The sequence below is a fragment of the Streptomyces sp. NPDC091289 genome, assembly GCF_044757365.1.
Classification (GTDB): domain Bacteria; phylum Actinomycetota; class Actinomycetes; order Streptomycetales; family Streptomycetaceae; genus Streptomyces.
The window spans coordinates 19,059-40,830 of record NZ_JBIVUT010000031.1; the positions used below are offsets into that span (position 1 = coordinate 19,059).

Annotated in this window: 17 protein-coding genes; 10 read left to right on the forward strand and 7 right to left on the reverse strand. The window is 70.4% G+C overall.

Features of this window, described 5'->3' with window-relative positions; genetic code table 11:
* Positions 1–171: 171 nt before the first annotated feature.
* The 3 genes from ACIQPT_RS32840 to xdhC are packed head-to-tail and all read left to right on the forward strand — an operon-like array spanning position 172 to position 4,860.
* Positions 172–1,635, forward strand: coding sequence for a xanthine dehydrogenase small subunit (locus ACIQPT_RS32840; RefSeq protein WP_401161291.1), 1,464 nt, complete (start codon positions 172–174; stop codon positions 1,633–1,635).
* Positions 1,632–4,049: a xanthine dehydrogenase molybdopterin binding subunit gene (gene xdhB, locus ACIQPT_RS32845; RefSeq protein WP_401161293.1), complete on the forward strand. Its 2,418-nt coding sequence runs from the start codon at positions 1,632–1,634 to the stop codon at positions 4,047–4,049. Before ACIQPT_RS32840 ends, xdhB begins: the two co-directional genes overlap by 4 nt.
* Before the next feature lies 1 nt (position 4,050).
* Positions 4,051–4,860: a xanthine dehydrogenase accessory protein XdhC gene (xdhC, locus tag ACIQPT_RS32850; protein WP_401161295.1), complete on the forward strand. Its 810-nt coding sequence runs from the start codon at positions 4,051–4,053 to the stop codon at positions 4,858–4,860.
* A 120-nt stretch (positions 4,861–4,980) separates the two neighbouring features.
* Here the strand turns inward: xdhC and ACIQPT_RS32855 are convergent, their stop codons facing one another.
* Positions 4,981–5,115: a hypothetical protein gene (locus ACIQPT_RS32855; protein WP_401161297.1), complete on the reverse strand. Its 135-nt coding sequence runs from the start codon at positions 5,113–5,115 to the stop codon at positions 4,981–4,983.
* A gap of 623 nt (positions 5,116–5,738) precedes the next feature.
* On the opposite strand from ACIQPT_RS32855, the gene ACIQPT_RS32860 reads away from it, so the two are divergent.
* Entirely contained in the window at positions 5,739–6,638 is a 900-nt protein-coding gene (locus ACIQPT_RS32860; protein ID WP_401161299.1) for a hypothetical protein, read from the forward strand.
* Positions 6,639–6,944: 306 nt separating this feature from the next.
* Here the strand turns inward: ACIQPT_RS32860 and rph are convergent, their stop codons facing one another.
* From rph to ACIQPT_RS32875, 3 genes are all read right to left on the reverse strand, one after another.
* Positions 6,945–9,578, reverse strand: coding sequence for a rifamycin-inactivating phosphotransferase (rph, locus tag ACIQPT_RS32865; RefSeq protein ID WP_401161300.1), 2,634 nt, complete (start codon positions 9,576–9,578; stop codon positions 6,945–6,947).
* Between the two features lie 319 nt (positions 9,579–9,897).
* Positions 9,898–10,575, reverse strand: coding sequence for a response regulator (locus tag ACIQPT_RS32870; protein ID WP_401161301.1), 678 nt, complete (start codon positions 10,573–10,575; stop codon positions 9,898–9,900).
* A complete protein-coding gene (locus ACIQPT_RS32875; RefSeq protein ID WP_401161303.1) occupies positions 10,576–11,760 on the reverse strand; it encodes a sensor histidine kinase in 1,185 nt (394 codons plus the stop codon).
* A gap of 191 nt (positions 11,761–11,951) precedes the next feature.
* On the opposite strand from ACIQPT_RS32875, the gene ACIQPT_RS32880 reads away from it, so the two are divergent.
* Both ACIQPT_RS32880 and ACIQPT_RS32885 read left to right on the forward strand, forming a co-directional pair.
* Positions 11,952–12,275, forward strand: a complete 324-nt coding sequence (locus tag ACIQPT_RS32880) for a hypothetical protein (RefSeq protein WP_401161304.1) — start codon at positions 11,952–11,954, stop codon at positions 12,273–12,275.
* Positions 12,276–12,387: 112 nt separating this feature from the next.
* Complete coding sequence (locus tag ACIQPT_RS32885; RefSeq protein WP_401161306.1) at positions 12,388–13,866, forward strand: alpha/beta hydrolase; 1,479 nt, start codon at positions 12,388–12,390, stop codon at positions 13,864–13,866.
* A 147-nt stretch (positions 13,867–14,013) separates the two neighbouring features.
* Here the strand turns inward: ACIQPT_RS32885 and ACIQPT_RS32890 are convergent, their stop codons facing one another.
* Positions 14,014–14,988: a tetratricopeptide repeat protein gene (locus ACIQPT_RS32890; protein ID WP_401161308.1), complete on the reverse strand. Its 975-nt coding sequence runs from the start codon at positions 14,986–14,988 to the stop codon at positions 14,014–14,016.
* 927 nt (positions 14,989–15,915) lie between these two features.
* On the opposite strand from ACIQPT_RS32890, the gene ACIQPT_RS32895 reads away from it, so the two are divergent.
* The 3 genes from ACIQPT_RS32895 to ACIQPT_RS32905 all read left to right on the forward strand — a co-directional run bounded on the left by ACIQPT_RS32895 (position 15,916) and on the right by ACIQPT_RS32905 (position 20,111).
* On the forward strand, positions 15,916–16,056 hold the full coding sequence (locus ACIQPT_RS32895) for a hypothetical protein (RefSeq protein WP_401161310.1): 141 nt from the start codon (positions 15,916–15,918) through the stop codon (positions 16,054–16,056).
* Between the two features lie 288 nt (positions 16,057–16,344).
* Positions 16,345–19,341, forward strand: a complete 2,997-nt coding sequence (locus ACIQPT_RS32900) for a family 16 glycoside hydrolase (protein ID WP_401161312.1) — start codon at positions 16,345–16,347, stop codon at positions 19,339–19,341.
* Positions 19,342–19,538: 197 nt separating this feature from the next.
* Complete coding sequence (locus tag ACIQPT_RS32905) at positions 19,539–20,111, forward strand: hypothetical protein (RefSeq protein ID WP_401161313.1); 573 nt, start codon at positions 19,539–19,541, stop codon at positions 20,109–20,111.
* Between the two features lie 31 nt (positions 20,112–20,142).
* Here the strand turns inward: ACIQPT_RS32905 and ACIQPT_RS32910 are convergent, their stop codons facing one another.
* The gene (locus ACIQPT_RS32910) at positions 20,143–20,727 is read right to left on the reverse strand and encodes a DUF998 domain-containing protein (protein ID WP_401161315.1); all 585 of its coding nucleotides are present in this window, start codon (positions 20,725–20,727) and stop codon (positions 20,143–20,145) included.
* A gap of 104 nt (positions 20,728–20,831) precedes the next feature.
* Complete coding sequence (locus ACIQPT_RS32915) at positions 20,832–21,179, reverse strand: DoxX family protein (RefSeq protein ID WP_401161316.1); 348 nt, start codon at positions 21,177–21,179, stop codon at positions 20,832–20,834.
* A 99-nt stretch (positions 21,180–21,278) separates the two neighbouring features.
* Between ACIQPT_RS32915 and ACIQPT_RS32920 the strand changes: the two genes are divergently transcribed.
* A complete protein-coding gene (locus ACIQPT_RS32920; RefSeq protein WP_401161318.1) occupies positions 21,279–21,770 on the forward strand; it encodes a MarR family winged helix-turn-helix transcriptional regulator in 492 nt (163 codons plus the stop codon).
* Positions 21,771–21,772 lie beyond the last annotated feature (2 nt).

Sequence of the window (21,772 nt, forward strand, 5' to 3'; positions counted from 1 at the left end):
CGCTTTTCGCGTCGGATTCTCCGGTTTCCCGTCACCTTTTCGCGGCGCCTGGCTGTTGCGCGCCGTTTCGCGCCTGACTCCCCTCACCCGGTGCGTCTGAATAAAAGAGAGCTGTCTGACATTGACGAAGATGATGAACCGACCGAGCGCGCACCGAAACGAAGGCCTGTCATGACGGCGGCACACATCACCATCAACGGGACCGAAGCGCCGGTTTCGCCGGCCGCGCCCCACACCACGCTGCTGGACCTTCTGCGCGAGCGTGGCCTCACCGGTACCAAGGAGGGCTGCGCCGAGGGTGAGTGCGGCGCCTGCGCGGTCCTGGTCGCCCGTCCCGGGACGAACGAGCCCACCGACTGGGTGGCGGTGAACGCCTGTCTGCTTCCGGCCGCGGCACTCGACGGTCAGGAAGTCGTCACCTCCGAGGGGCTCGCCACCGACGGCGGTGCCGGCACGCCCGGGGCGCTTCACCCGGTGCAGGAGGAGATGGCGGTCCGCGGTGGCTCCCAATGCGGTTACTGCACACCGGGGTTCGTCTGCAGCATGGCCGCCGAGTACTACCGGCCCGACCGCTGCGCGCACGCGGAACCGGCCGAGAGCACCGACCCCGAGCACGGGCCGAACGGCTTCGATCTGCACGCCCTGAGCGGGAACCTCTGCCGCTGCACCGGATACCGTCCCATTCGCGATGCCGCGTTCGCCGTCGGTGCGCCCACCGAGCAGGACCCGCTCGCACAGCGTCGTGAGGAGCCCCCGCCCGCACCGGTCGCCACCGAGTACGTCCAGGGCGGCAGCGCGTTCCTGCGGAGGAACACCCTGGGCGAGACCTTGCGGTTGCTGCGCGAGCGTCCCGACGCCGTGGTGGTCGCCGGCTCCACCGACTGGGGCGTGGAGGTGAACATCCGTGCCCGCCGGGCGGATTGCGTGATCGCCGTCGACCGGCTGCCCGAACTGCGGGAGCTGCGCTTCGGATCCGACTCCGTCGAGATCGGGGCGGCGCTGACGCTCACCGAGATCGAACGCCGCCTCGACGGCCGCATCCCGCTGCTGGCGGAGCTGTTCCCGCAGTTCGCATCGCGGCTCATCCGCAACAGTGCGACTCTCGGGGGCAATCTGGGGACCGGCTCCCCCATCGGTGACAGCCCGCCGGTGCTGCTCGCGCTGGAGGCGTCGGTGGTGCTCACCGACGCCGACGGCGAGCGCCAGGTTCCCCTTGCGGAGTACTTCACCGGCTACCGGCAGAGTGTGCGCCGTCCCGGCGAGCTGATCCGCGCGGTACGCGTCCCGCTGCCGCTGTCGCCGGTCGTGGCGTTCCACAAGATCGCCAAGCGGCGTTTCGACGACATCTCCAGCGTGGCGGTCGCCTCCGCGCTCCGGATCGAGGACGGGATCGTCCAGAAGGCCCGTATCGGCCTGGGCGGTGTGGCCGCCACCCCGATCCGTGCCCTCTTGACCGAGGCGGCCCTGGAGGGCAGGCCGTGGGCGGCGGAGACCGTCGAAGCCGCGGCGCGGGTACTGCGGACGGAGGGCACGCCGATGAACGATCAGCGCGCCAGCGCCGCCTACCGCTCCGCGATGCTGGGCCAGAGCCTGCTGAAGCTGTACGCGCAGACCACCGAGGCGGTTTCCTCATGAGCCAACTGTCCCAGCGCCCCGAAAAGCCGGCCGTCGGCGTGTCGATGCCGCACGAGAGCGCCACCCAGCACGTCACCGGCAGCGCGCTCTACACCGATGACCTGGTCCATCGCACCAAGGACGTTCTGCACGCCTACCCGGTCCAGGTCATGAGGGCCCACGGCAGGATCACCGGACTGCGCACCGGGCCCGCGCTCGCCGTGCCCGGGGTGGTCCGCGTGCTGACCGGTGCCGACGTGCCCGGCGTCAACGATGCCGGCATGAAGCACGACGAACCGCTGTTCCCCGACACCGTCATGTTCCACGGTCACGCGGTCGCCTGGGTGCTCGGCGAGACGCTGGAGGCGGCCCGGCTCGGTGCGGCCGCCGTCGAGGTGGAGCTCGACGAACTGCCCTCCCTGATCGGGCTGCGGGACGCCATCGAGGCGGAAAGCTTCCATGGCGCCCGGCCCGTGATGCTCACCGGTGACGTCGACGCCGGTTTCGCCGAATCCGCGCACGTGTTCTCGGGCGAGTTCCAGTTCTCCGACCAGGAGCACTTCTATCTCGAGACGCACGCGGCGCTGGCCCTGGTCGACGAGAACGGGCAGATGTTCGTCCAGAGCAGCACCCAGCATCCCTCCGAGACGCAGGAGATCGTCGCGCACGTGCTCGGCCTGCACAGTCACGAGGTGACCGTGCAGTGCCTGCGGATGGGTGGCGGCTTCGGCGGCAAGGAGATGCAGCCGCACGGGTTCGCGGCCGTCGCCGCGCTCGGCGCCAGGCTGACCGGCCGCCCGGTCCGGGTCCGGCTCAACCGCACCCAGGACCTGACCATGTCCGGCAAACGCCACGGCTTCCACGCGGAGTGGAAGATCGGCTTCGACGCCGACGGCCGCATCCAGGCCCTGGACGCCACCCTGACCGCGGACGGCGGCTGGAGCCTGGACCTGTCCGAACCGGTGGTCGCCCGTGCGCTGTGCCACATCGACAACACCTACTGGCTCCCCAACGCACGCGTCGCCGGCCGCATCGCCAAGACCAACAAGGTCTCCAACACCGCCTTCCGCGGTTTCGGCGGACCGCAGGGCATGCTGGTGATCGAGGACATCATGGGCAGGTGCGCGCCGCTCCTCGGCCTGGACCCGATGGAGCTGCGGGAGCGCAACTTCTACCGGCCGGGGCAGGGCCAGACGACACCGTACGGGCAGCCGGTCACGCACCCCGAACGGATCTCCACCGTCTGGCAGCAGGTGCGCGCCGACGGTCGCGTCACCGACCGGCGGCGCGAGATCGCGGCCTTCAACGCCACGCACCCGAACACCAAGCGGGGACTCGCGATCACCGGGGTCAAGTTCGGGATCTCGTTCAACCTCACCGCCTTCAATCAGGGCGGCGCGCTGGTTCTGGTCTACAAGGACGGCTCGGTCCTGATCAACCACGGTGGCACCGAGATGGGCCAGGGCCTGCACACCAAGATGCTGCAGGTGGCCGCGACGACGCTGGGCATCCCCCTGCACAAGGTGCGCCTCGCCCCGACGCGAACCGACAAGGTGCCCAACACCTCCGCCACCGCGGCCAGCGCCGGGGCGGACCTCAACGGCGCGGCGGTGAAGAACGCCTGCGAGCAGATCCGCGAGCGGCTGCTCCAGGTGGCCGGCGGCCGGTTGGGCACGAACGCCTCGGACGTGCGCATCGTCGAGGGCGTCGCGCGTGCCCTGGGCAGCGCCGAGGAGCTGGCCTGGGACGACCTGGTGCGCACCGCGTACCTCCAGCGCGTGCAGTTGTCGGCCTCGGGCTTCTACCGGACCGAGGGTCTGCACTGGGACGCGAAGGCGTTCCAGGGCTCCCCGTTCAAGTACTTCTCCTACGGTGCCGCCGCGACCGAGGTGGAGGTGGACGGCTTCACCGGCGCGTATCGCATCCGGCGGGTGGACATCGTGCACGACGTCGGCGACAGCCTCTCCCCGATGATCGACATCGGTCAGGTCGAGGGCGGTTTCGTGCAGGGTGCGGGCTGGCTGACGCTGGAGGACATGCGCTGGGACACCGGTGACGGGCCGGGCCGCGGCCGGCTGCTGACCCAGGCGGCCAGTACGTACAAATTGCCCAGCTTCTCCGAGATGCCGGAGGAGTTCCATGTCCGGCTGCTGGAGAACGCCACCGAGGAAGGCGCGGTCTACGGGTCCAAGGCCGTGGGTGAGCCTCCGCTGATGCTGGCGTTCTCGGTACGCGAGGCGTTGCGGCAGGCCGCCGCGGCGTTCGGGCCCGCCGGAGTCAGCGTGGAACTCGCCTCGCCCGCCACACCGGAAGCGGTGTACTGGGCGATCGAGGCGGCTCGCCGGGCCGGTCCCTCCCCGAACGGTCACCCCGGCGACGGGTTCGCCACCGGGACCGGGACACGAACCGGGACAGAAGCGCTGAACGGTGCCTGACATGACCTGGGTCACCGCGGTCGCACGGCTGCGAGCTCGCCGGGAGGCCGGCGTGCTGGTGACCGTCGCGACCGTGCGCGGCCACGCCCCGCGCAACGCCGGCGCGAAGCTCGTCGTGGGGCGGACCGAGACGTGGGGCTCGATCGGCGGCGGCAACGTCGAGGCGGTCACGATCGATCGGGCCAGGGAGATGATCGCCGCGTCCACGCCCGTACCCGAGCTGATCGATTTCGCTCTCAATGACAAGGTGACCAACCGTCACGGCGTGCAGTGCTGTGGCGGCACGGTCTCGGTACTGCTCGAACCGCTCCCGGTGGTAAGGACGGTGGCGATCTTCGGCGTCGGACACGTCGGGATGGAACTGGCGCGCGTCCTGGCCCGTCAGGACCTCGACCTCCATCTGGTCGACAGCCGGTCCGACATCCTCGCCGAGGAACGGCTCGCGGTCCTCGCGGACGCGGTGGCGGCGGTACGGGTCCACCACACTCCGCTGCTGCCCGAGGAGGTCCTTGAGACGCTGCCACGCGGCACGCACGTCCTGATCATGACCCATGATCACGCCGAGGACGCCGCTCTGTGCGACGCCGCCCTGCGGACGGATCACCTCGGCTCCATCGGGCTGATCGGGTCGGTGGCCAAGTGGGGGCGGTTCCGCAGACGCCTCCTCACGGAGGGCGGTCACGACGAGGCCACCATCGATCGGATCAAGACCCCGATCGGGCTCGCCGACATCACCGGCAAGGATCCCGCGACCATCGCCGTGAGCGTCGCCGCCGATCTGCTGCGGGCCTTCGAGACCGAGGGGAACTGACTCTCTCCGCCGGCTCTTCACCCGGATCGGGACCGGCAGGGGCAGCCCCACACCCGTGAGCACGCCCATGCGCGTGCTCACGCACACGTGCGGGGCGGCCCCTCGTCGGCTACTCCCGTGTCACGGGGCAGCGCCCCCTTCCCCTCCCGGGATCGGAACATGGCCGCCGTCGGCTCGCATGTTCGCGACGAGCATCCCGAGTTCGGCCAGGATGTCCTCGCCGACCAGCGAAGGGTCCGCCTCGCGCATCAACACGACGTGCTCCCCGATGCGCTGAGGTGTGAGGCCGCCCGTCACCCCCCCACCCGGACGGGCCGCCCTCCCCCTCGTCCACGACTCGGGCGTTGCGCACCGGCCGTAGCTGCCCATCGCTGTAGATCCTGGCCGGCACCGCCGCGCCGAACCGCTTTCGCGCCTCTGCGCCGCTCATGGTCCTTCGCTGATCGTCCGAAACGGGACGGCTTCTCGCAGGTCCTCGGCGGCCTCTGACCGGCGGTCACCGGTGCGACCGCGCGCGCTGGTCCACTTCGCCTTCACGGACGGGAGCGCCTGGTCGTTCCCCTTCGTCCTCATTGCCGGAAGCCCTGCTCCCGGGCCTCCGATGCGTACCGGTCGTGGTCGGGTCGGCCCTGCGGGCACGCCGCCACCGGACCCGGCTCGTTCTCCTCCTTCAAGAAGATCTCGGCCTGCCCCCCTCATTGGTCGCCGCTGTCCATGCCTCCCCCGCCCTTTGGCCTGTGGCCGCTGCCCGCGCCCCGGGAGCAAGCCGCCGGCACTGTATGTCCAGGCACCGGCCGTCCGGCCCCGGTCGGTGAAGGATCACCTCTGCGGGGGACAGAGAGTGCGTGACGGCCACCCGGTTCTGGGAGGATCCGGACATGCTCATCAACCAGACCCCCGAAGCCGACGCCACAGACGCCCCCTCCTGGCACGAGGTGTACGAGCGAGCCGCACACGAGCCCAACGACCTTGTCAGGGAGGTCCGTTGCGCCGTCGAGTACGGGATGCACGACCCCCGGGACTCGGTGGAGATGCTCAGCGCGTCCGAGGAGACAACGCGGGCCGTGGTGACCGCGTTGTCGAGCCCGTGGTCCCTCTACACCCCGCAGGACGCCGCGACGGTCGCCGCGGGGCTCTTCGTCCAGTTGGAGCACCAGGCTGAGGCCCTCCAGGAGCTCGGGCGCGCGGTCGGACGGATCGCCGGGCGCGGCGAGACGGTACTGCCCGCACCGGCCGGGCCCGGGCAGCCGGCGAACCTCGCCGATGCCCTGGCGGCACTGCGGTCGGTGTCCGAGCAGGTTCGGTCTCTGGTCGCCCGGCACGCCCCCGGCATCGTGCGCACGCTGGACGCCGCGCCGGCCTCGGCCCCCATCGGGGCCGATATGCACGAGACGGTGGCGGCCGTCGCGGGGCTGCTCACCGAGCAGCACGACGGCACGGTGACGCTGAACCGGCACCACGAGGACGGGGAGTTCGAGGATCCCGATGACGACTTCGGGTGCGGCTGCGACATCACGTTCCACACCGCCGAGGACGTGTACACGTTCCACCGCGGCGACTCGGAGTGGTCGCTGGTCAAGGAGTCGGACGGCCGCGAGCTCTCCGACGGCTCCACGGTCTACGACACCTACGACACCTTGAGCGTCAGCCTCGGGACCGCCCACCCCCAGCAGCTCACCGACAGCATCCTGCGGATCGTCGCGAACGATCAGCAGGCCCAGCAGGCCCAGCAAGACTTCTCCGGTGGGCTGCGCTCCGTCCCGACCGGCAGGACCTGACCCCTCCCGGGAGGGCGACTCCTGGTCCTGGGCATCGAGCGGCCGGAACGCAACGGCGTCCCGTGGGCGACCATCGTCGGCTACATCTGGGACGCGGACATGCCACAGAGCACTGCCGGGGGGCAAACGCCGGGTCGACACCTTGCGTGTGACAGCACGGCGGTCCTGGCGTCTGTCGGGCGCGCACGTGCGATGGGTTGCCGTCGCTCCCACGCGGTGGTGCGCGAGCTTCAAGCGCACCACCGCATCCCGTCCGCTCCAGGTGCCCACGCGCACGCGCAGCTCGTCAGGGCCGAGTACGGCCGGTCAGGGCAGGATCTCGACGTAGCCGTCCGTTCCGTGTACGCGGATCCGCTGCCCGTCCCGGATGAGCCGGGTGGCCTGTTCCACGCCTACGACGGCCGGCAGGCCGTACTCCCGGGCGATGACCGCGCCGTGGGTCATCAGGCCGCCGACTTCCGTCACCAGGCCCGCGATGCCGACGAACAGGGGCGACCAGCTGGGGTCCGTGAAGGTCGTGACCAGGATGTCGCCCGCTTCGAGATCGGCCTGGGCCATGTCCAGGATGACGCGAGCCCTTCCCTCGACGGTGCCGGCGGAGACCGGCAGCCCGGTCAGGGCGCCGGACGGCACGTCGTCGCGCCGGTACGCCCCGGTGAGGGCTTCGCCGTCCGAGGTGAGCACGCGGGGCGGTGTGAGCGCGTGGTACGAGCGGAACGCGTCCTTGCGCTGCTGGATGATCCGGTCGTCCAGCCGGTTCGAGCGCACGGCGTCGTGGAGTTCCTGGAAGGTGAGGTAGAAGACGTCCTCCTTCTCGGGGAGCACGCCCGCCCGCACCAGGCGCTCGGCCTCCGCCAGCAGGGCCTGCTTGTAGACGAGGTAGCGGCTGACGATGCCGTACTTCGGGTATTCCCGGTATCCGATGAAGGTTCTGACCCGGTCGATCATCCGATTGGTCTCGTCGGCCTTCCGGTCCCCGTCCGGCAGGGCCCGCAAGCGTGACAGCACGTCCTGTTCCTTCTGCCGTGCCTTCTCCAGGCCCTGCTCGAAGTGCCGTTCGGCGGCTCCCGGCGCGAAGTTCCTCACGTGGTCGAGGATCACGGGTACGAGCGTGGTGGGCCGCTCGCGCCAGCGTGGTCTGGTGATGTCGATCTCGCCGACGCAGCGCATGCCGTACCGGTCGAGGTAGGCCGCGATGGCGTCGCGAGCCCCGGTTCCGCCCGGAAGCTTCGCCAGGTCGTCCAGGAATGCTGTGTCGTCGGTGTATTCGGCGTCCCGCAGGAACGCCACCACCTCCCCGTGCGGGCGGATCACGTCCGCGACGTCGAGCAGCTCCCGTCCCATCTCCGACGTGATGTTGCCGGGAGCGGACAGTGTCAGGGTGTCAGCCGCGTTCTTCTCGCCCAGCCACTCCCCCAGCTTGTCGTTGAGCCACCAGGTGGCCTCCATCCCCGCCATGATCGCCTGCATGCTCAGCGGATCGCTCAGGACCCTCTTGTGCTCCTCGAAGGCCTCCAGCAGAAAGTCGAACAGCGCCGGTCCGGTTTTCGTCCGGATGTCTCGCTCCAGGGTGGCGATGGAGGCCCGGCTGCGCTCGATCAGCTCGGTGACGACGGCCGGGTCGGTCGCGATCGGGACGGGTGGCGCACCGGCCGACGGCGGTCTGCCGGGAGCCATGTCCGGGAGCGACGGGACGAAGTCGCCGCGGTCAAGGACGGTCTCCAGGGCGTCCCTGATCAGCGGGTCGCCCTTTCCCATCGCGTCGAGGAGGCCGTCGCGGGTCGCGGGCGAGGCCAGCCGCGGGGTGACGTCGACGAACAGCCTTCCGCCGGCCTCGTGCATCGGCACCAGGGCCGTCAGCTGCCACATGGAGTAGCCGAGAGGCTTCATGGGGTCGGTCATCATCTGCCCGTGCCCGACGGAGACGTAGACGCGGTTCTCCTCGTCGCCGGTCCCGGGTACGAGGGCAGGGGCAGGGGCGGGGATGGGGAAGAGGGTCGTGATCGGGCGGCTCTGGACGATCCGGAAGCCGTCGTCGACCAGGCACCATTCGATGTCCTGCGGGCGGCCGAAGTGCGCTTCGATCCGCCGGCCGAGCCGCACGAGACGTACGGCCTGTTCGTCCGTCAGCGTCGGCTGCTCCTGCTGTTGCGCGTCGGCCGCCATCTCCCGCGTACCACCGGCCGGCAGGGTGTGAACGGCCCGCTGTTCGGCGGCGAGCGCCCTGGCGACGACTTCGCTGTCCCGCACCGTGAAGACGTCCGGGTTCACCAGACCGGAGACCAGGGCCTCGCCGAGGCCGAAGCCCGCGTCGATGGTGGCGGTCTTCCGGTCGCCCGTGACGGGGTCGGCGGTGAACAGGACGCCGGCCGCGTGCGGGAGGACCATCTGTTGCACGACCACGGCCATGTGGACCGCACGGTGGTCGATGCCGTTGCGCTGCCGGTAGACCACCGCCCGTTCGGTGAACAGCGAGGCCCAGCAGCGGCTGATGTGCCGGAGGACCTCTGGCGGCCCGACGACGTTCAGGTACGTGTCCTGCTGACCGGCGAAGGAGGCGGTCGGCAGGTCCTCCGCCGTCGCGCTGGACCGGACGGCGTAGGCGGCTTCCTCGCCGAGCCGGGCGAGCGCGCCGGTGATCGCCGCCGCGATGTCGCCGGGGATAGCAATCTCTTCGACGGTGCGGCGAATCCGTGCGCTGAGCGTGCGGATCGTCTCCCGGTCGTCCGGGTTCACGCGTGACAGCTCTTCGATCCGGTCGTCGAGCGCCGGAGCCTGTGCCATGACCCGGCGGAAGGCGTCCGTCGTCACACAGACACCGTCCGGCACGTGGACGCCTTCGATCCGCGACAGCCCGCCCAGGTGCGCGCCCTTGCCGCCGACGACCGCGCCCTGCGTCTCGTCGGTCTCGCGGAGCTCCACCACGTACGGCCCGGTCATCGCGACACCTCCGGGGCGGCCGTACTCCGTCGCACTGCGGTGGCCGGTCGGATCACCGGAGTCTCGCTCTCTGTCGCTCTTCTCGTCGCGCACGTTCCCATCCCCGGTCGTCTCTCCCCGTACGTCGTCAGCAACACGCGCACGTCGCGCCCTCGATTCCGCAGGTAGTGGCATCGGCCGACGATTCTGCGCCTTCACGGGGGCCTTGCCGCAAGCCCCCCGGTGAGCTATATGTTGAGAGTGGCAAGGAGAGTTCTCTCCTTGCCTTTGTGTTGTGCGCAGCTCCCTTGCGCACCGGCCCGCTCGGGCGTTCGCGGAGTCATTCCTCCGCGTCGCGGACCAGCAGGGCGATCTGTACCCGGTTCTGGACCGCCAGCTTGGAGAACAGGCTGCCGGTGTGTGCCTTGACGGTCGCGACGCTGATGTGGAGCCTCTGGGCGATCTCCGGGTTTCCCAGTCCGTCCGCGATGGCCCCGGCGGTTTCCCGTTCCCGTTCGGTCAGTGCCGACAGCCGGTCCCGGGCCGCCCGGCGGGACGCGTCACGGGCGTGGGGGGACCGCGGACCGGTGGCCGCCGCGATCACCCGTGCCGTGGCGGCCGGGGACAGTACGGGATTTCCGTCCGCGACGGTTCGCACGGCGTCGAGGATCCGCGTCGGGTGGGTGTCCTTGAGCACGAATCCGAGGGCTCCGGCGCGCAGGGCGCCGAGCACCAGGTCGTCGGAGTCGAAGGTCGTCAGCATGAGCACCCCGGGCGGCGTCGGTCGGGTGAGGAGCTCACGGGTCGCGCTGAGTCCGTCGAGGACCGGCATCCGTACGTCCATCAGCACGACGTCCGGCCGCTGCTCGTCCACCGCGGTGATCGCGGCCCTCCCGTCGGCCGCCTCCGCGACGACGGTCAGGTCCGGTTCGCCGTCGATGACCAGGCGCAACGCCATACGTACGAGTTGGTCGTCGTCGACGATGACGACACGTACCGGCTCCCGCTCGTTGTCCACTCAGGTTCTCTTCTCATGGGTGGGAATCGGCCAGGGCAGTCGCACGGTGAGGACGTACCCGCTGTCGGGTGTGGGGCGGTGGTGGAGGGTTCCGCCGGCGAGCCCGACCCGCTCGGTGAGGCCGAGCAGTCCGAACCCCGATGCCGGTGGTCGCTGTGCGGCTCTTGTGGTGGCCGGGGAGTTACGGACGCTGACACCGAGTTCGTCGCCCGCGCCGCCTTCGACGGCGATGTGGACGGGGGCGCCCGGAGCGTGTTTGGCGGCGTTGGTCAGGCCTTCCTGGACGACCCGGTAGCAGGTCCGTCCCACGAGGTCGGTGGGTGTTCCCGTCACGGTGGTGGTCAGCGTGACGTCCAGGCCCGACGCGCGGGCGTCGGCCACCAGGTCGGGGATGCGGTCGAGGGAGGGCTGGGGTGGTTCGGGGTGGCCCGGGTCCGCCCGGAGCACGCCGAGGACGTCCCGCAGTTCTTCCAGGGCCTGGTGGGAGCCCTCGGCGATGCCGCGGACCAGCAGGCGGTTCTCCTCCGCTCGGAGGTCGCCGCGGTGGTCCAGCACTCCGGCCTGCATGGCGACCAGGGAGATCCGGTGCGCGAGAACGTCGTGCATCTCGCGGGCGATCCGGTTGCGCTCCAGAACTCGTGCCTGCGCCGCTCGTGCCGTCTGTTCCCGCTCCGCGCTTTCCGCGCGCTCCCGCAGGGACCGCACTTCGACGCGCCGCGCGCCGACGGCCATGCCCACGGCTGCCGCGATTCCCGCGCTCAGGGCCGGCAACGTGAGCTGGAGCCAGAACGTGCCCGGCGGGTTCTGGATCGGGTAGAACCCGCCGGCGAACTGTGACGCGGTCACGTAGGCCAGTACGACGGCCCCGATCTCGACGGGCCGGCGGCGGGTGGAGATCGAGCCCAGCGCCACGAGGGCGGCACCGGTGGCGAGCGCCGACGCGGTCGAGGCGATCGTGACCGTCATGGCGACGGCGAGCGGGAACCGCCGCCGCCACAGCAGCGCCGTCAGACAGGCGAGGGCCACGAGCGGATCACCGGTGCGGAACCAGGAGTCCGGTCCGGCGCCCTGTGCGTGCAGCAGCACACCGATGTAGAGCCAGATCGGCACGCTCACCGCCGCGGCCGCCGCCAGCCGCCAGGTCTGCTGCCACCATCCGAGCCGTGGCGCGCCGTCCGTGTTCACCCGTTCAGTATCGCGAAGCCGTAAGGGCCGGTGAGTCAGCCCCAGGGTGGATGTGCCCTGGACCGGAGTCGTACCACCCCCTCGCCGCTGGTAGGACCGGCCTCGGGCCGCGGGGTCGATGTGGCCGGCTGCGCCGCACGGACAGACTCGTCCACGTGCCGAGACGACCGGACGCGAGACGGAGATGCCCGATGCGTGAGCGTGGCCTTGTGGCGATCGAGGCGGCCGGGATGGTGATGACGGCGCTGGCCTCCCAGGCGGTGATCCGCGGTCTGCTCGACCGGGACGCCGAGCTGCTGTGGGGTCTCATCGGACGGTTCCCCGGCGGCTCCGCGGGTCGGATGGTGTTCCTCGGGATCGTCGCGCTGCTCTCGGTGGTGTCCGGTGGCTGGGCACACATCCGGCGGGAGTCGGCCGTCGAGCGGGCCGGCGGCTGCGGGGGGGTCCGGGGCCGGGAGGCGGTCCGAACCGATCCTGGAGGACGGGCCCGCTCCTCGGTGCCACCGAGGGGGTGAAGGCCGGGGGACGGTGGCCGTCTCTCACGACCGCTTACGCCACACAGCCAGCGGCGGGCGCTGCGAGCCCGTGTTTCCGGCGCCCGTGCGCCCTTTTCCAGGAGGACATCACATGCGTAAACCCTTCTCCCTCGCCCTCGCCCTCGGCGTGGTGGCACTGGCGACCGCGATGCCGGGAGCGTCGGTGGCGGCGGCTCCGGGCGCCGTGGGCGGGGGGCCGGGCCCTGTGCGGTGGGGCCCGTGTCCCGAGGACGTCGCCTCGCCCCGTCTGGAGTGCTCGACGCTCGACGTTCCGCTGGACTACCGGCGCCCGGACGGCCGCCGGATCGAGATCGCGATCTCCCGGCTGGCGAGCGAGAATCCGTCGAAGCGCCGTGGTGTGCTGCTGACCGATCCGGGTGGCCCCGGGGGTTCGGGGCTCGGCTATCCGGCTGTTCTCGCCGCCTCGGGGCTGCCCCGGAAGGTGCTGGACTCCTACGACGTGATCGGCTTCGACCCCCGTGGCGTCGGCCGCAGCGCACCGGTGACCTGCGATCTGACGCGGGAACAGCAGTACCGCGGCAACTTCGCTCCGTACGCGCACACCCCGGCCGACGTCGCGCGGGAAGCGGGGTACGCGCGGACCGTCACGAGGCAGTGCGCCACCTCGCGGACGGCGTGGATGCTGCCGCACATCACCACCGCGAACACCGCACGCGACATGGACCGGATCCGGGCGGCGCTCGGCGAGCCGAAGGTCTCCTACCTCGGCCATTCCTACGGCACCTACCTCGGTGCGGTGTACGCGACGATGTTCCCGAAGCGCGGCGACCGGGTCGTCCTCGACAGCAATCTTGGTCCCGGCGGCTACGACTCCACGGCCATGCGGCTGTTCGCCCGGGGGCTGGAGGACCGGTTCCCGGACTTCGCGGAGTTCGCGGCCGCGCATCCCGAGTACGGTCTGGGCGCCACGCCGGAGCAGGTGACCGCGAAGTTCTTCGACCTCGCGAAGCGGTTGGAGAAGAAGCCGGTCCAAGGTGTCGACGGGACGGCGTTCCGCGGGGTCACGTTCGAACGTCTCTACGCCGATGCTCTCCTGCCTCACCTGGCGGAGTTCTGGCAAGCGGTCGACACGGACCGGCCGTTGCCGCCCTCTCCCCCGCTGCCGCCGGACCTGGAGAACCTCATGGCGGCGCGCTTCTACGTGATCTGCGGTGATTCGCGCTGGCCGGGGGCGGTTCGGGAGTACCAGCGCAATGTCGTGGTCGACCGGCTGCGGTATCCGATGCTCGGCGGCTCCACGGCGAGCATCGGGCCGTGCGCGTTCTGGCCGGCCGAGCGGGTCGAGCCGCCGGTGCGGATCGGTGACCGGGGGCCGTCGAACGTGCTCATGGTGCAGAACGAACGCGACCCGGGGACGCCGCTGGCCGGCGCCCGGGAGCTGCGGCAGGCGTTCGGTCAGAGGGCCACGATGGTGACGGCCGACCAGGGCGGGCACGGTGTCTATCCGTTCGGCGGCAATGTCTGCGCGAACGATGCGGTGACGGCGTTCCTCACCACCGGGCAGCGCCCGGAGCGGGACCTCGGCTGCGCGGCCGAACCGGGCGAGTAGGGGGAGCCCCGTGATGTTCGAGGCGTAGCGGCGGCGTCGGGCCCCGCAGCGGGTCGAACCCGGGGACGGGCGGGCGTCGGAGCGCTTTCGCCGGTGGCAGTTCGTCCTTCCGCGCCGCGTTCCGTCTTCGGGCTCGAGCGGTGCCCTTCATGAGGGCGGGGTTGTGCCGGAACAGCCACACCCGTCGCCACACCCGTCCCCACGCGCGTCGCCGCTTCCGCGCAGGTCCTCCAGCTCTTGCCGCAGGTCCTGCACCATGCAGTGGAGGGCCTGCACCGCGACGATGGCGACACCGTTGGCGTCGACCGGGTGGATGGAGCGGGCATCGGGGCCCAGGCCGAAGGAGGCATGCCAGTCCTGTGCCATGGGGTCGAGGTGCCGGACGTCTTCCTCGCCCCGGTAGCTCCACGTGCTCACGGGCAGCGCGGCCACCGCCCTCAGGATGTCGTATCCGTTCCGCTGCGCCGCCGGGGTGCTCCGGCGGCCGTCCTTGTGATCCTGCTCGTGGTCGTCCGCCTGCGTCGGCGCGGGGGGCCACCCGACCGGATCGATACGGCACTTGAGCGCACGGTCACTCGTTGGGGGCTCTCCGCCGTGGAAGCCGATGTTGTACGTCGGCATCGAGGAGGACTCACGAGTCGGCATGCCCCGTGACACGTCCTCGTCGTGGCGGGCACGCTCCGTCACCACGTCAAGAAGGTCCAGGATCGCGATCGTCTCCGGGTGGTCGTCGCCCAGGACTCTCCTGAACGCGTAGACCGTCCTTCGGCACAACGTCAGAGCCGAACGAGCACCCTGGGAGTTCAGCAGGGCGATGACCACGTTGTTCCGGACACGGAGCGTGTCGGGGTGCTCCTCCCCGAGCGCCATACCCAGGCGCTCGGCGATGTCTTCGAACTCCTCGACGGCCACCGTCGAGATGCTGGTGCCGGCCCGGATCGCCCTATGGTTGGAGGCGGCCTGCAGGGTCTGCGGATGGTTGGGGCCGAGTAGCAGCCGGGTGCGGGTGAGAACATCGGAAAGCGCGGCGAAGGCCGCTTCCTCGTCGTCCTCCAGGAGGCAGAGCGCCTCGACCTCGGCCGCGTGAATGCTGAGGGGGTGCTCCACCCCCAGCAGCGACATGCCTCCACCGGCCGCCCGGCCCTCCCGGCGGCCCAGGCGTGTGCCGCCGCCGCCGCACTGAACGTCGCCGGATGTTCGGGGCCGAAGGTTTCGACCATCGAGGGCAGAAGGTCCGCCAGTTCCACATGTGCGTGGCGCCAGTTTCCGGTGCGGCCGCCGGTGCGCGCCATTCCCCTCCCCAGCGCGCGAGGAGCCAGATGACCGGGTCGCGGTCCGGGCGGTCGGCCTCGTCGGCGACGACCTCGATGTAGCGTCGGCTCGCCTCGTGCCAGTGCCCCACGTAGCAGCTCCACAGGGCCTCACGGAGCGCGGCGAGGTGGGTGAGTAGGTGATCGCGACCCAAGTATGTCCGGCAGTCGGAACGCAGACGCGACGTCAGTTTCAGGGCGACTCCCGCCTCTCCGGTCTCGCCCGCCCGGGCGGCCCCGTCCCAGCTGCCGATCCAGCTGTCCGGTGCGCTGCGTGACTTTCGCGTGTACTGCTGGTCCACGAGGCGCTGCCAGTCCCGCTGCCATGCTGTGTGGTCGATCTGGACAGGACGCCCGTTGGCCTCGGCCACATGGGCGATGCAGCGCAGAACGGTGTCGATGACCGGCCAGTCGCCGTTGCCGACCGGGGCGTCGCGCTTCTTCAGATAGCCGTAGAGCGTCGAGCGTCTGATGGCCCCGAAGTGCGGCGTGCCGCTGCGGCGTGGCTCGGCGGCCGAGAGCTCCGCCACCTCCAGCATCCGGCGGCGGGTCACTCCTCCGTCGTGCATCAACTGCCCTGGCTCTGACCGGACCTGACGCCATGTATGCGTAGCTCCCCCAGACACACCGGCTCTCGTCGTCATCCATGTGGACGTTGCGGACGTCCGGGAATCGTTCCGCGAACCGACCTCAGCCTCGTACTCGGGCTCGTACTCATCTGCTCGGATGGCTCGCGACCGTGACCGCACTCGTGTCGGTCATCGCCGTGACCGTCCTGGCTCTGGCCGGCCACGGCAGCACGGCTGCCGCCGTCGGAGCCATCGGGGCCGGGGTGAGCGCCACCGGCGGGATCCGGGTCACCGTCCGCATTCAGCGTTGAAGTACCGGCGTGCCGTCGGACGGACCGCGGTCGCTGCTGACCTTTCGCCAGATGCCTTGTACACCAAGGCGTTTGAGCACTTTGCATCATCACCGGCGAACTTTGAACACTGTGGTGACGAAGTATGGACGCCGCCGGTAGAAGCCTCCTACTGTTCTCGGCGCAGCCACCGGAGCCCCTGTCCGGACGCGCTGCCCCACCGCACGAGCCGAACGTTCACCCCCGGGCGCCGGGTGGCCCCACCCACCGCCGCGACGTGCCCCTCGCTGCGAGGGGCCAGGAGGAAGAATGCATCCACGGCCGCTCCACCGTTGCCGCAGACATCTCACCGGCCTGCTGGTCTCCGCGTTTCTCGTCGGCGCGTTCTCCGCCGTTCCGGCCGCCGCCGCTCCGGTGCCGCGCGACGAACTTCCGCCGCAGGAGCCGGGAGTCACCCTGCGTGTCTTCGATGTGCAGGTGCCTCTCAGCGAGTTGTGCGACATCAAGACCGGACAGACGCCGAACGTCGACAAGTTGATGACCGAGATCGACTGGAGCTCTCCGGACGACTTCGGCTTCGGCGACCACTTCGTCTCCGAGGTCACGGCCAATCTCGCCGTTCCCGAGGACGGTGCGTACGACTTCCGGCTGATCAGCGACGACGGTTCGCGGCTGCGGATCGACGACTCCACCGTCATCGACCACGACGGGGTGCACGGCGCGGACCCCAAGGACGGTTCCGTCGAATTGACGGAGGGTCACCATGCCTTGAGAATCGATCACTTCGACCGTACGGGTGACCAGCAGGTCACCCTGGAGTGGAAGCCGCCCGGTGCCGGGGACTTCGCCGTCGTGCCGAACTCCGTGCTGTCCACCGACGCCGACGTCGTACGGGTGACGGCGCCGGGCCGCAAGGAGTGCGAGGGCGCCCTCGACTCCCCCGGCGACGGGCTGCCCCTGACCGAGACGCACCCGGACTACGCGCTCACCGATCTGCGCCCCGCGGGCTTCGAGCCGCAGGTCACCGCGATGGACTGGCTGCCCGACGACCGGCTCGCCGTGACCACCTGGGGCGGCACGGACAACGAGACCGGTGAGGTCTACCTCCTCGACGGCGTCCAGGGCGAGACCGGTCCCGGCAGTGTGACGGCGAAGAAGGTGGCCGAGGGGCTCAAGGAGCCCATGGGCATCAAGGCCGTCGACGGCAAGCTCTACGTCTCCCAGAAGCACGAACTCACCGAGCTCACCGACTCCGACGGCGACGACGTGACGGACGAGCGGCGAACGGTCGCGACGTGGCCGTACGGCGGGAACTTCCACGAGTTCGCCTTCGGACTGCTGTACCGGGACGGCTACTTCTATCTGAACCTGTCCGTGGCGATCGACCTGGGCGGGGCGACGACCGACCCGCAGCCGGCGGAGAACCGCGGCTCGACCATCAAGGTCAACAAGGAGACCGGCGAGGTCGACTACATCGCCGGTGGCCTGCGTACGCCCAACGGCATCGGCTGGGGCCCCGAGGGCGACATGTTCGTCCTCGACAACCAGGGCAGCTGGCTGCCCTCCTCGAAGCTGCTCCACATCAAGCAGGACCGCTTCTTCAACCACTACACCAACCCGTCCGGCCCCTTCGACGCGAAGCCGGTCACCAAGCCGGTGCTGTGGCTGCCGCAGAACGAGATAGCCAACTCCCCCAGCACGCCTCTGCAGTTGACCGAAGGACGGTTCGCCGGGCAGATGCTGTTCGGGGACGTCACGTACGGCGGTATCCAGCGCGCGTACCTGGAGAAGGTCGACGGCGAGTACCAGGGTGCGGTCTTCCGCTTCACTCAGGGCCTGGAGGCGGGCGTCAACCGGATCAGTATGGGCCCGGACGGCGCGATCTACGCCGGTGGCCTCGGCGCGGGCGGCAACTGGGGTCAGGAGGGCAAGCTGGCCTACGGGCTCCAGAAGCTCTCGCCCAGCGGCGACAAGGCCTTCGACATCCTGGCCATGCGCGCGAAGCCGGGCGGTTTCGAGCTGGAGTACACCGAGCCGCTCTCCGAGGAGACGGCCGCGAAGCTCGCCGAGAGCTACCGGGTCGACCAGTGGACGTACGCCCCCACTCCGCAGTACGGCGGGCCCAAGATCGACGAGGAGTCTCTCGAGGTCAGTGCGGCCACCCTTTCCGAGGACGGCAAGAAGGTCACGCTGACCATCCCCGGGCTCAAGGCGAACCGAGTGGTCCACGTCCGCTCCCCGCGACCGTTCTCCTCGCAGAGCGGTACGGAGCTGTGGAGCACCGAGGCCTGGTACACCCTCAACTCCCTGCCCGGCGACCAGCCCCCGGCCACCCGGTACGAGGCGGAGGAAGCCACCCTCACCGGCGGCGCGGACGTCGACACCGAGCACGCGGGCTACTCCGGCGGCGGCTTCGTCGACAACTTCGGCGAGGAGGGCGCGGCGGTCACCTTCGACGTGGAGGCCGAGAAGGCGGGTCCGTACGACGTGGGTCTGCGCTACAGCAACGGGCCGGACCCGGCCCCGGGCACCAAGACCGTGAGCGTCCACGTCAATGGCGAGAAGGTGCGGCAGATCGAACTGCTCTCCACCACCGACTGGAAGACCTGGTCGACGGGGACCGAGCAACTGGAGCTGCGCGAGGGGCGCAACACCATCACCTACGCGTACGACAGCGGCGACACCGGGCATGTGAACCTGGACATGATCACCGTCCATCCGAAGGGCACCCGTGTCCAGCTCTTCGACGGCACGGACCAGGGTGGTTGGCAGCACCCGGACGGCCGCACGCCCGAATGGCCGGTGAGCGGCGGCGAGATGGAGATCAACAACGGTGACCTGCGCACCAAGCAGGGGTTCGAGGACTTCCGCGTCCACGTGGAGTTCTGGCTGCCGAACCTCCCGCCGGACGTGACCGGCCAGGACCGGGCCAACAGCGGTGTCTATCTTCAGGAGCGGTACGAGGTACAGATCCTGGACTCCTACGGTGACGACACGCTCGCCGACGACGAGGCCGGGGCGATCTACACGAAGAAGGCCCCGGACGTGAACGCGGCCACGGCGCCGGAGACCTGGCAGACGTACGACATCACCTTCCGCGCCGCCCGGTACGACGCTTCGGGGGCGAAGACGGAGGACGCCCGGATCACCGTCGTGTGGAACGGCGTCACCGTCCACGACGACGTGGCCGTCGACGGCCCGACCGGTGGCGGGGCCGCCGAGGGGCCGACGGCGGGAGCGATCAAGCTCCAGGATCACGGAAGTAAGATCCGCTACCGGAATGTGTGGGTCGAGCCGCTCACCTAGGGCACGGCCGGATACGACGTTTCCGGGGTGGCAGCGGTCGGCTGTCGCCCCGGAGGCGTTCACTCAGGTGCTCTCGTGCGTCTCGGCGTCCCCGCCGCACCGCCGCGCCGCCGCGCCGCCACGACCTGCCCCTCCACGATTTCCCCTACCCCGGGGACCGTGCGCCCGGTGGGGCCGGCCGTCGCTATCGTGCTCCCGTGACTCGCTCCGCGCAGCGTCCGCTGCTGTTCCTCGACGTCGACGGGCCGCTCATCCCCTTCGGCGCGGCGTCCCACCCGTATCCGACCTACGGGGCGGGCCCCGAAACTCCGGGCGCCGGTGCGAATCCGCTCCTGGCCAGGATCGATCCCCGGCACGGGCCACGGCTCGCGGCGCTGCCCTGCGAGCTCGTCTGGGCGACGACCTGGATGGAGGACGCGAACGAGTGGATCGCCCCGCGCATCGGCCTGCCGCGGTTGGCCGTCGTCCGATGGCCGGAGCCTTCCGAGGGCGACGGCACGGCCGGACGGGAGGAGCGGAAGGAACAGGAGGAGCAGGAGGAGCGGGACGCGAGAAGGGGGCTGCACTGGAAGACCCGCGCCCTCGTCGCGTGGGCCGTCGGCCGCCCCTTCGTCTGGGTCGACGACGAGATCACCGACACCGACCGGGCCTGGGTCGCCGTCCATCACCCGGGCCCCGCCCTGCTCCGCCGGGTGGATCCCCGGCAGGGTCTGACGGACAGCGACTACGCGGTGGTCGGGGCCTGGCTGCGGCGCGCGGTGGACGCGTAGGCGCCCCGTAGGACGGGCCGACCGTGCTCCGTCAGGCTGTGCTTCTCCGGCAGGAGAGGACGACCAGGAACGGCCACAGTGCCTGGGAGAACGTCACCACACGCTCGGCGACACCGGGCGCCCTCGCGCTCTGCAGCTCCGCCAGGAACCACAGCGCGCTCGCGCACATCAACGCGCTCGCGGCGAGCGACACATCGAGCCTCAGCCCCCACGGCGCCGGCCTCCCGCCCCGCACGGCGGCCAGGGGAGGCCACACCGCCAGGAGCACCAGGCCCAGGGTGGCCACCGCCCCGTGCTCCAGTGCTCCACCGCTGTCCGGCGCGGGCACCAGGGTCAGGGCGAGTGCGCACAGTCCCCCGCCGGCCAGGGCCACCCGCCCGGGCAGCGCCGCCGACCGGAGCGCGTGCGCCGTCACCACGTAGCACGTCCCCAGCACCAGCAGCGCCCCCGTCATCAGCCAGTAGCTGGCAGCTCCGTAGGAGGCCAGCACGCTCAGGGTCTGCCTCGCGGGGTCGTACTCCGGGCCTTGGCGCAGTTGCGCGATCGTCCAGGAGCCGACCAGAAGCACAGGGGCGCAGCCGGAGGAGACCAGGGCCCACCAAGGAGCAGATCGCATCGAGCCAGCATAAATGTGCAGATCTTTCCTGCTGCTGATCACCGCCGTCTTTCAGCGGGCCGTGCCGCCGGCCGCGGGCGCGGCCATCGGCAGCGCTCGGGCACTCAGGCCGACATCACCCGCAGGACCAGCGCGGCGACCGCCAGCAGGGCGAGGACCACGGGCGGAGCGATCTCGTAGTCCTTGGCGCGCAGGTGGGTGATGACGGCCCCGATGAAGTACAGGAAGGCGCCGATGGCGGCGGCGGACCCGATCAGCGGCACGCCGAGGCCGATCAGGAGGCCGAGGGAGCCGGCCGCCTTGAGCGAGGCCAGGCGGGGGAACCAGGTGTCGGGAACGCCCACCTTGCCCATCGAGGCCGTGATGGCCTCGTTGCGCGTGAACGTCAGTACGGCGGAGGCGCCGAGCGCGAGGGCGAGAAGGACGCCGACCACGGCGTAGGCGATGAACATGGTTTACCTCGGAATCATCAACGATGGACAGGCCTGGATCGTTGACGACTATAAACGATTTCCCCTGTTCCACAATGGACGTCCTGATACCGTGGGGCAATGCCAGCTCAGGACAGGGCCATCCAGGAATCTGCGGGGCCGTCGACGACTCCCGGCGCTCCGGACCATCGCCTCGGCTTCCTGCTCGCCTACCACGGCAACGCGTCGCAGACCTTGATCCACAAGGCGCTCGCGGCCACCGGCATCACCCCGCGGCACATGATGACGCTGCTGCAGCTCGCCGAGGGGCCAGTCACACAGAAGGCGCTCATCGAGAGGCTCGACGTCGACCCCAGCGTCCTCGTCGCCCTCCTCAACGATCTCGAGGGCGGCGATCTCGTACGCCGCCGACGCGACACCGCGGACCGGCGCCGGCACATCGTCGAGATCACCCCGCAGGGGACATCGCAGCTCCGCACGTCGGACATGGCGCTCGACACCGTGGAGCACGAGCTCTTCGCGGACCTGTCCGAACGTGATCGGGTGGCGCTCCGCCGGCTGCTGGGCAAGCTGCGAACCTCGCCGCAAGACTTCAGCTGCACGGAGGACTGAGC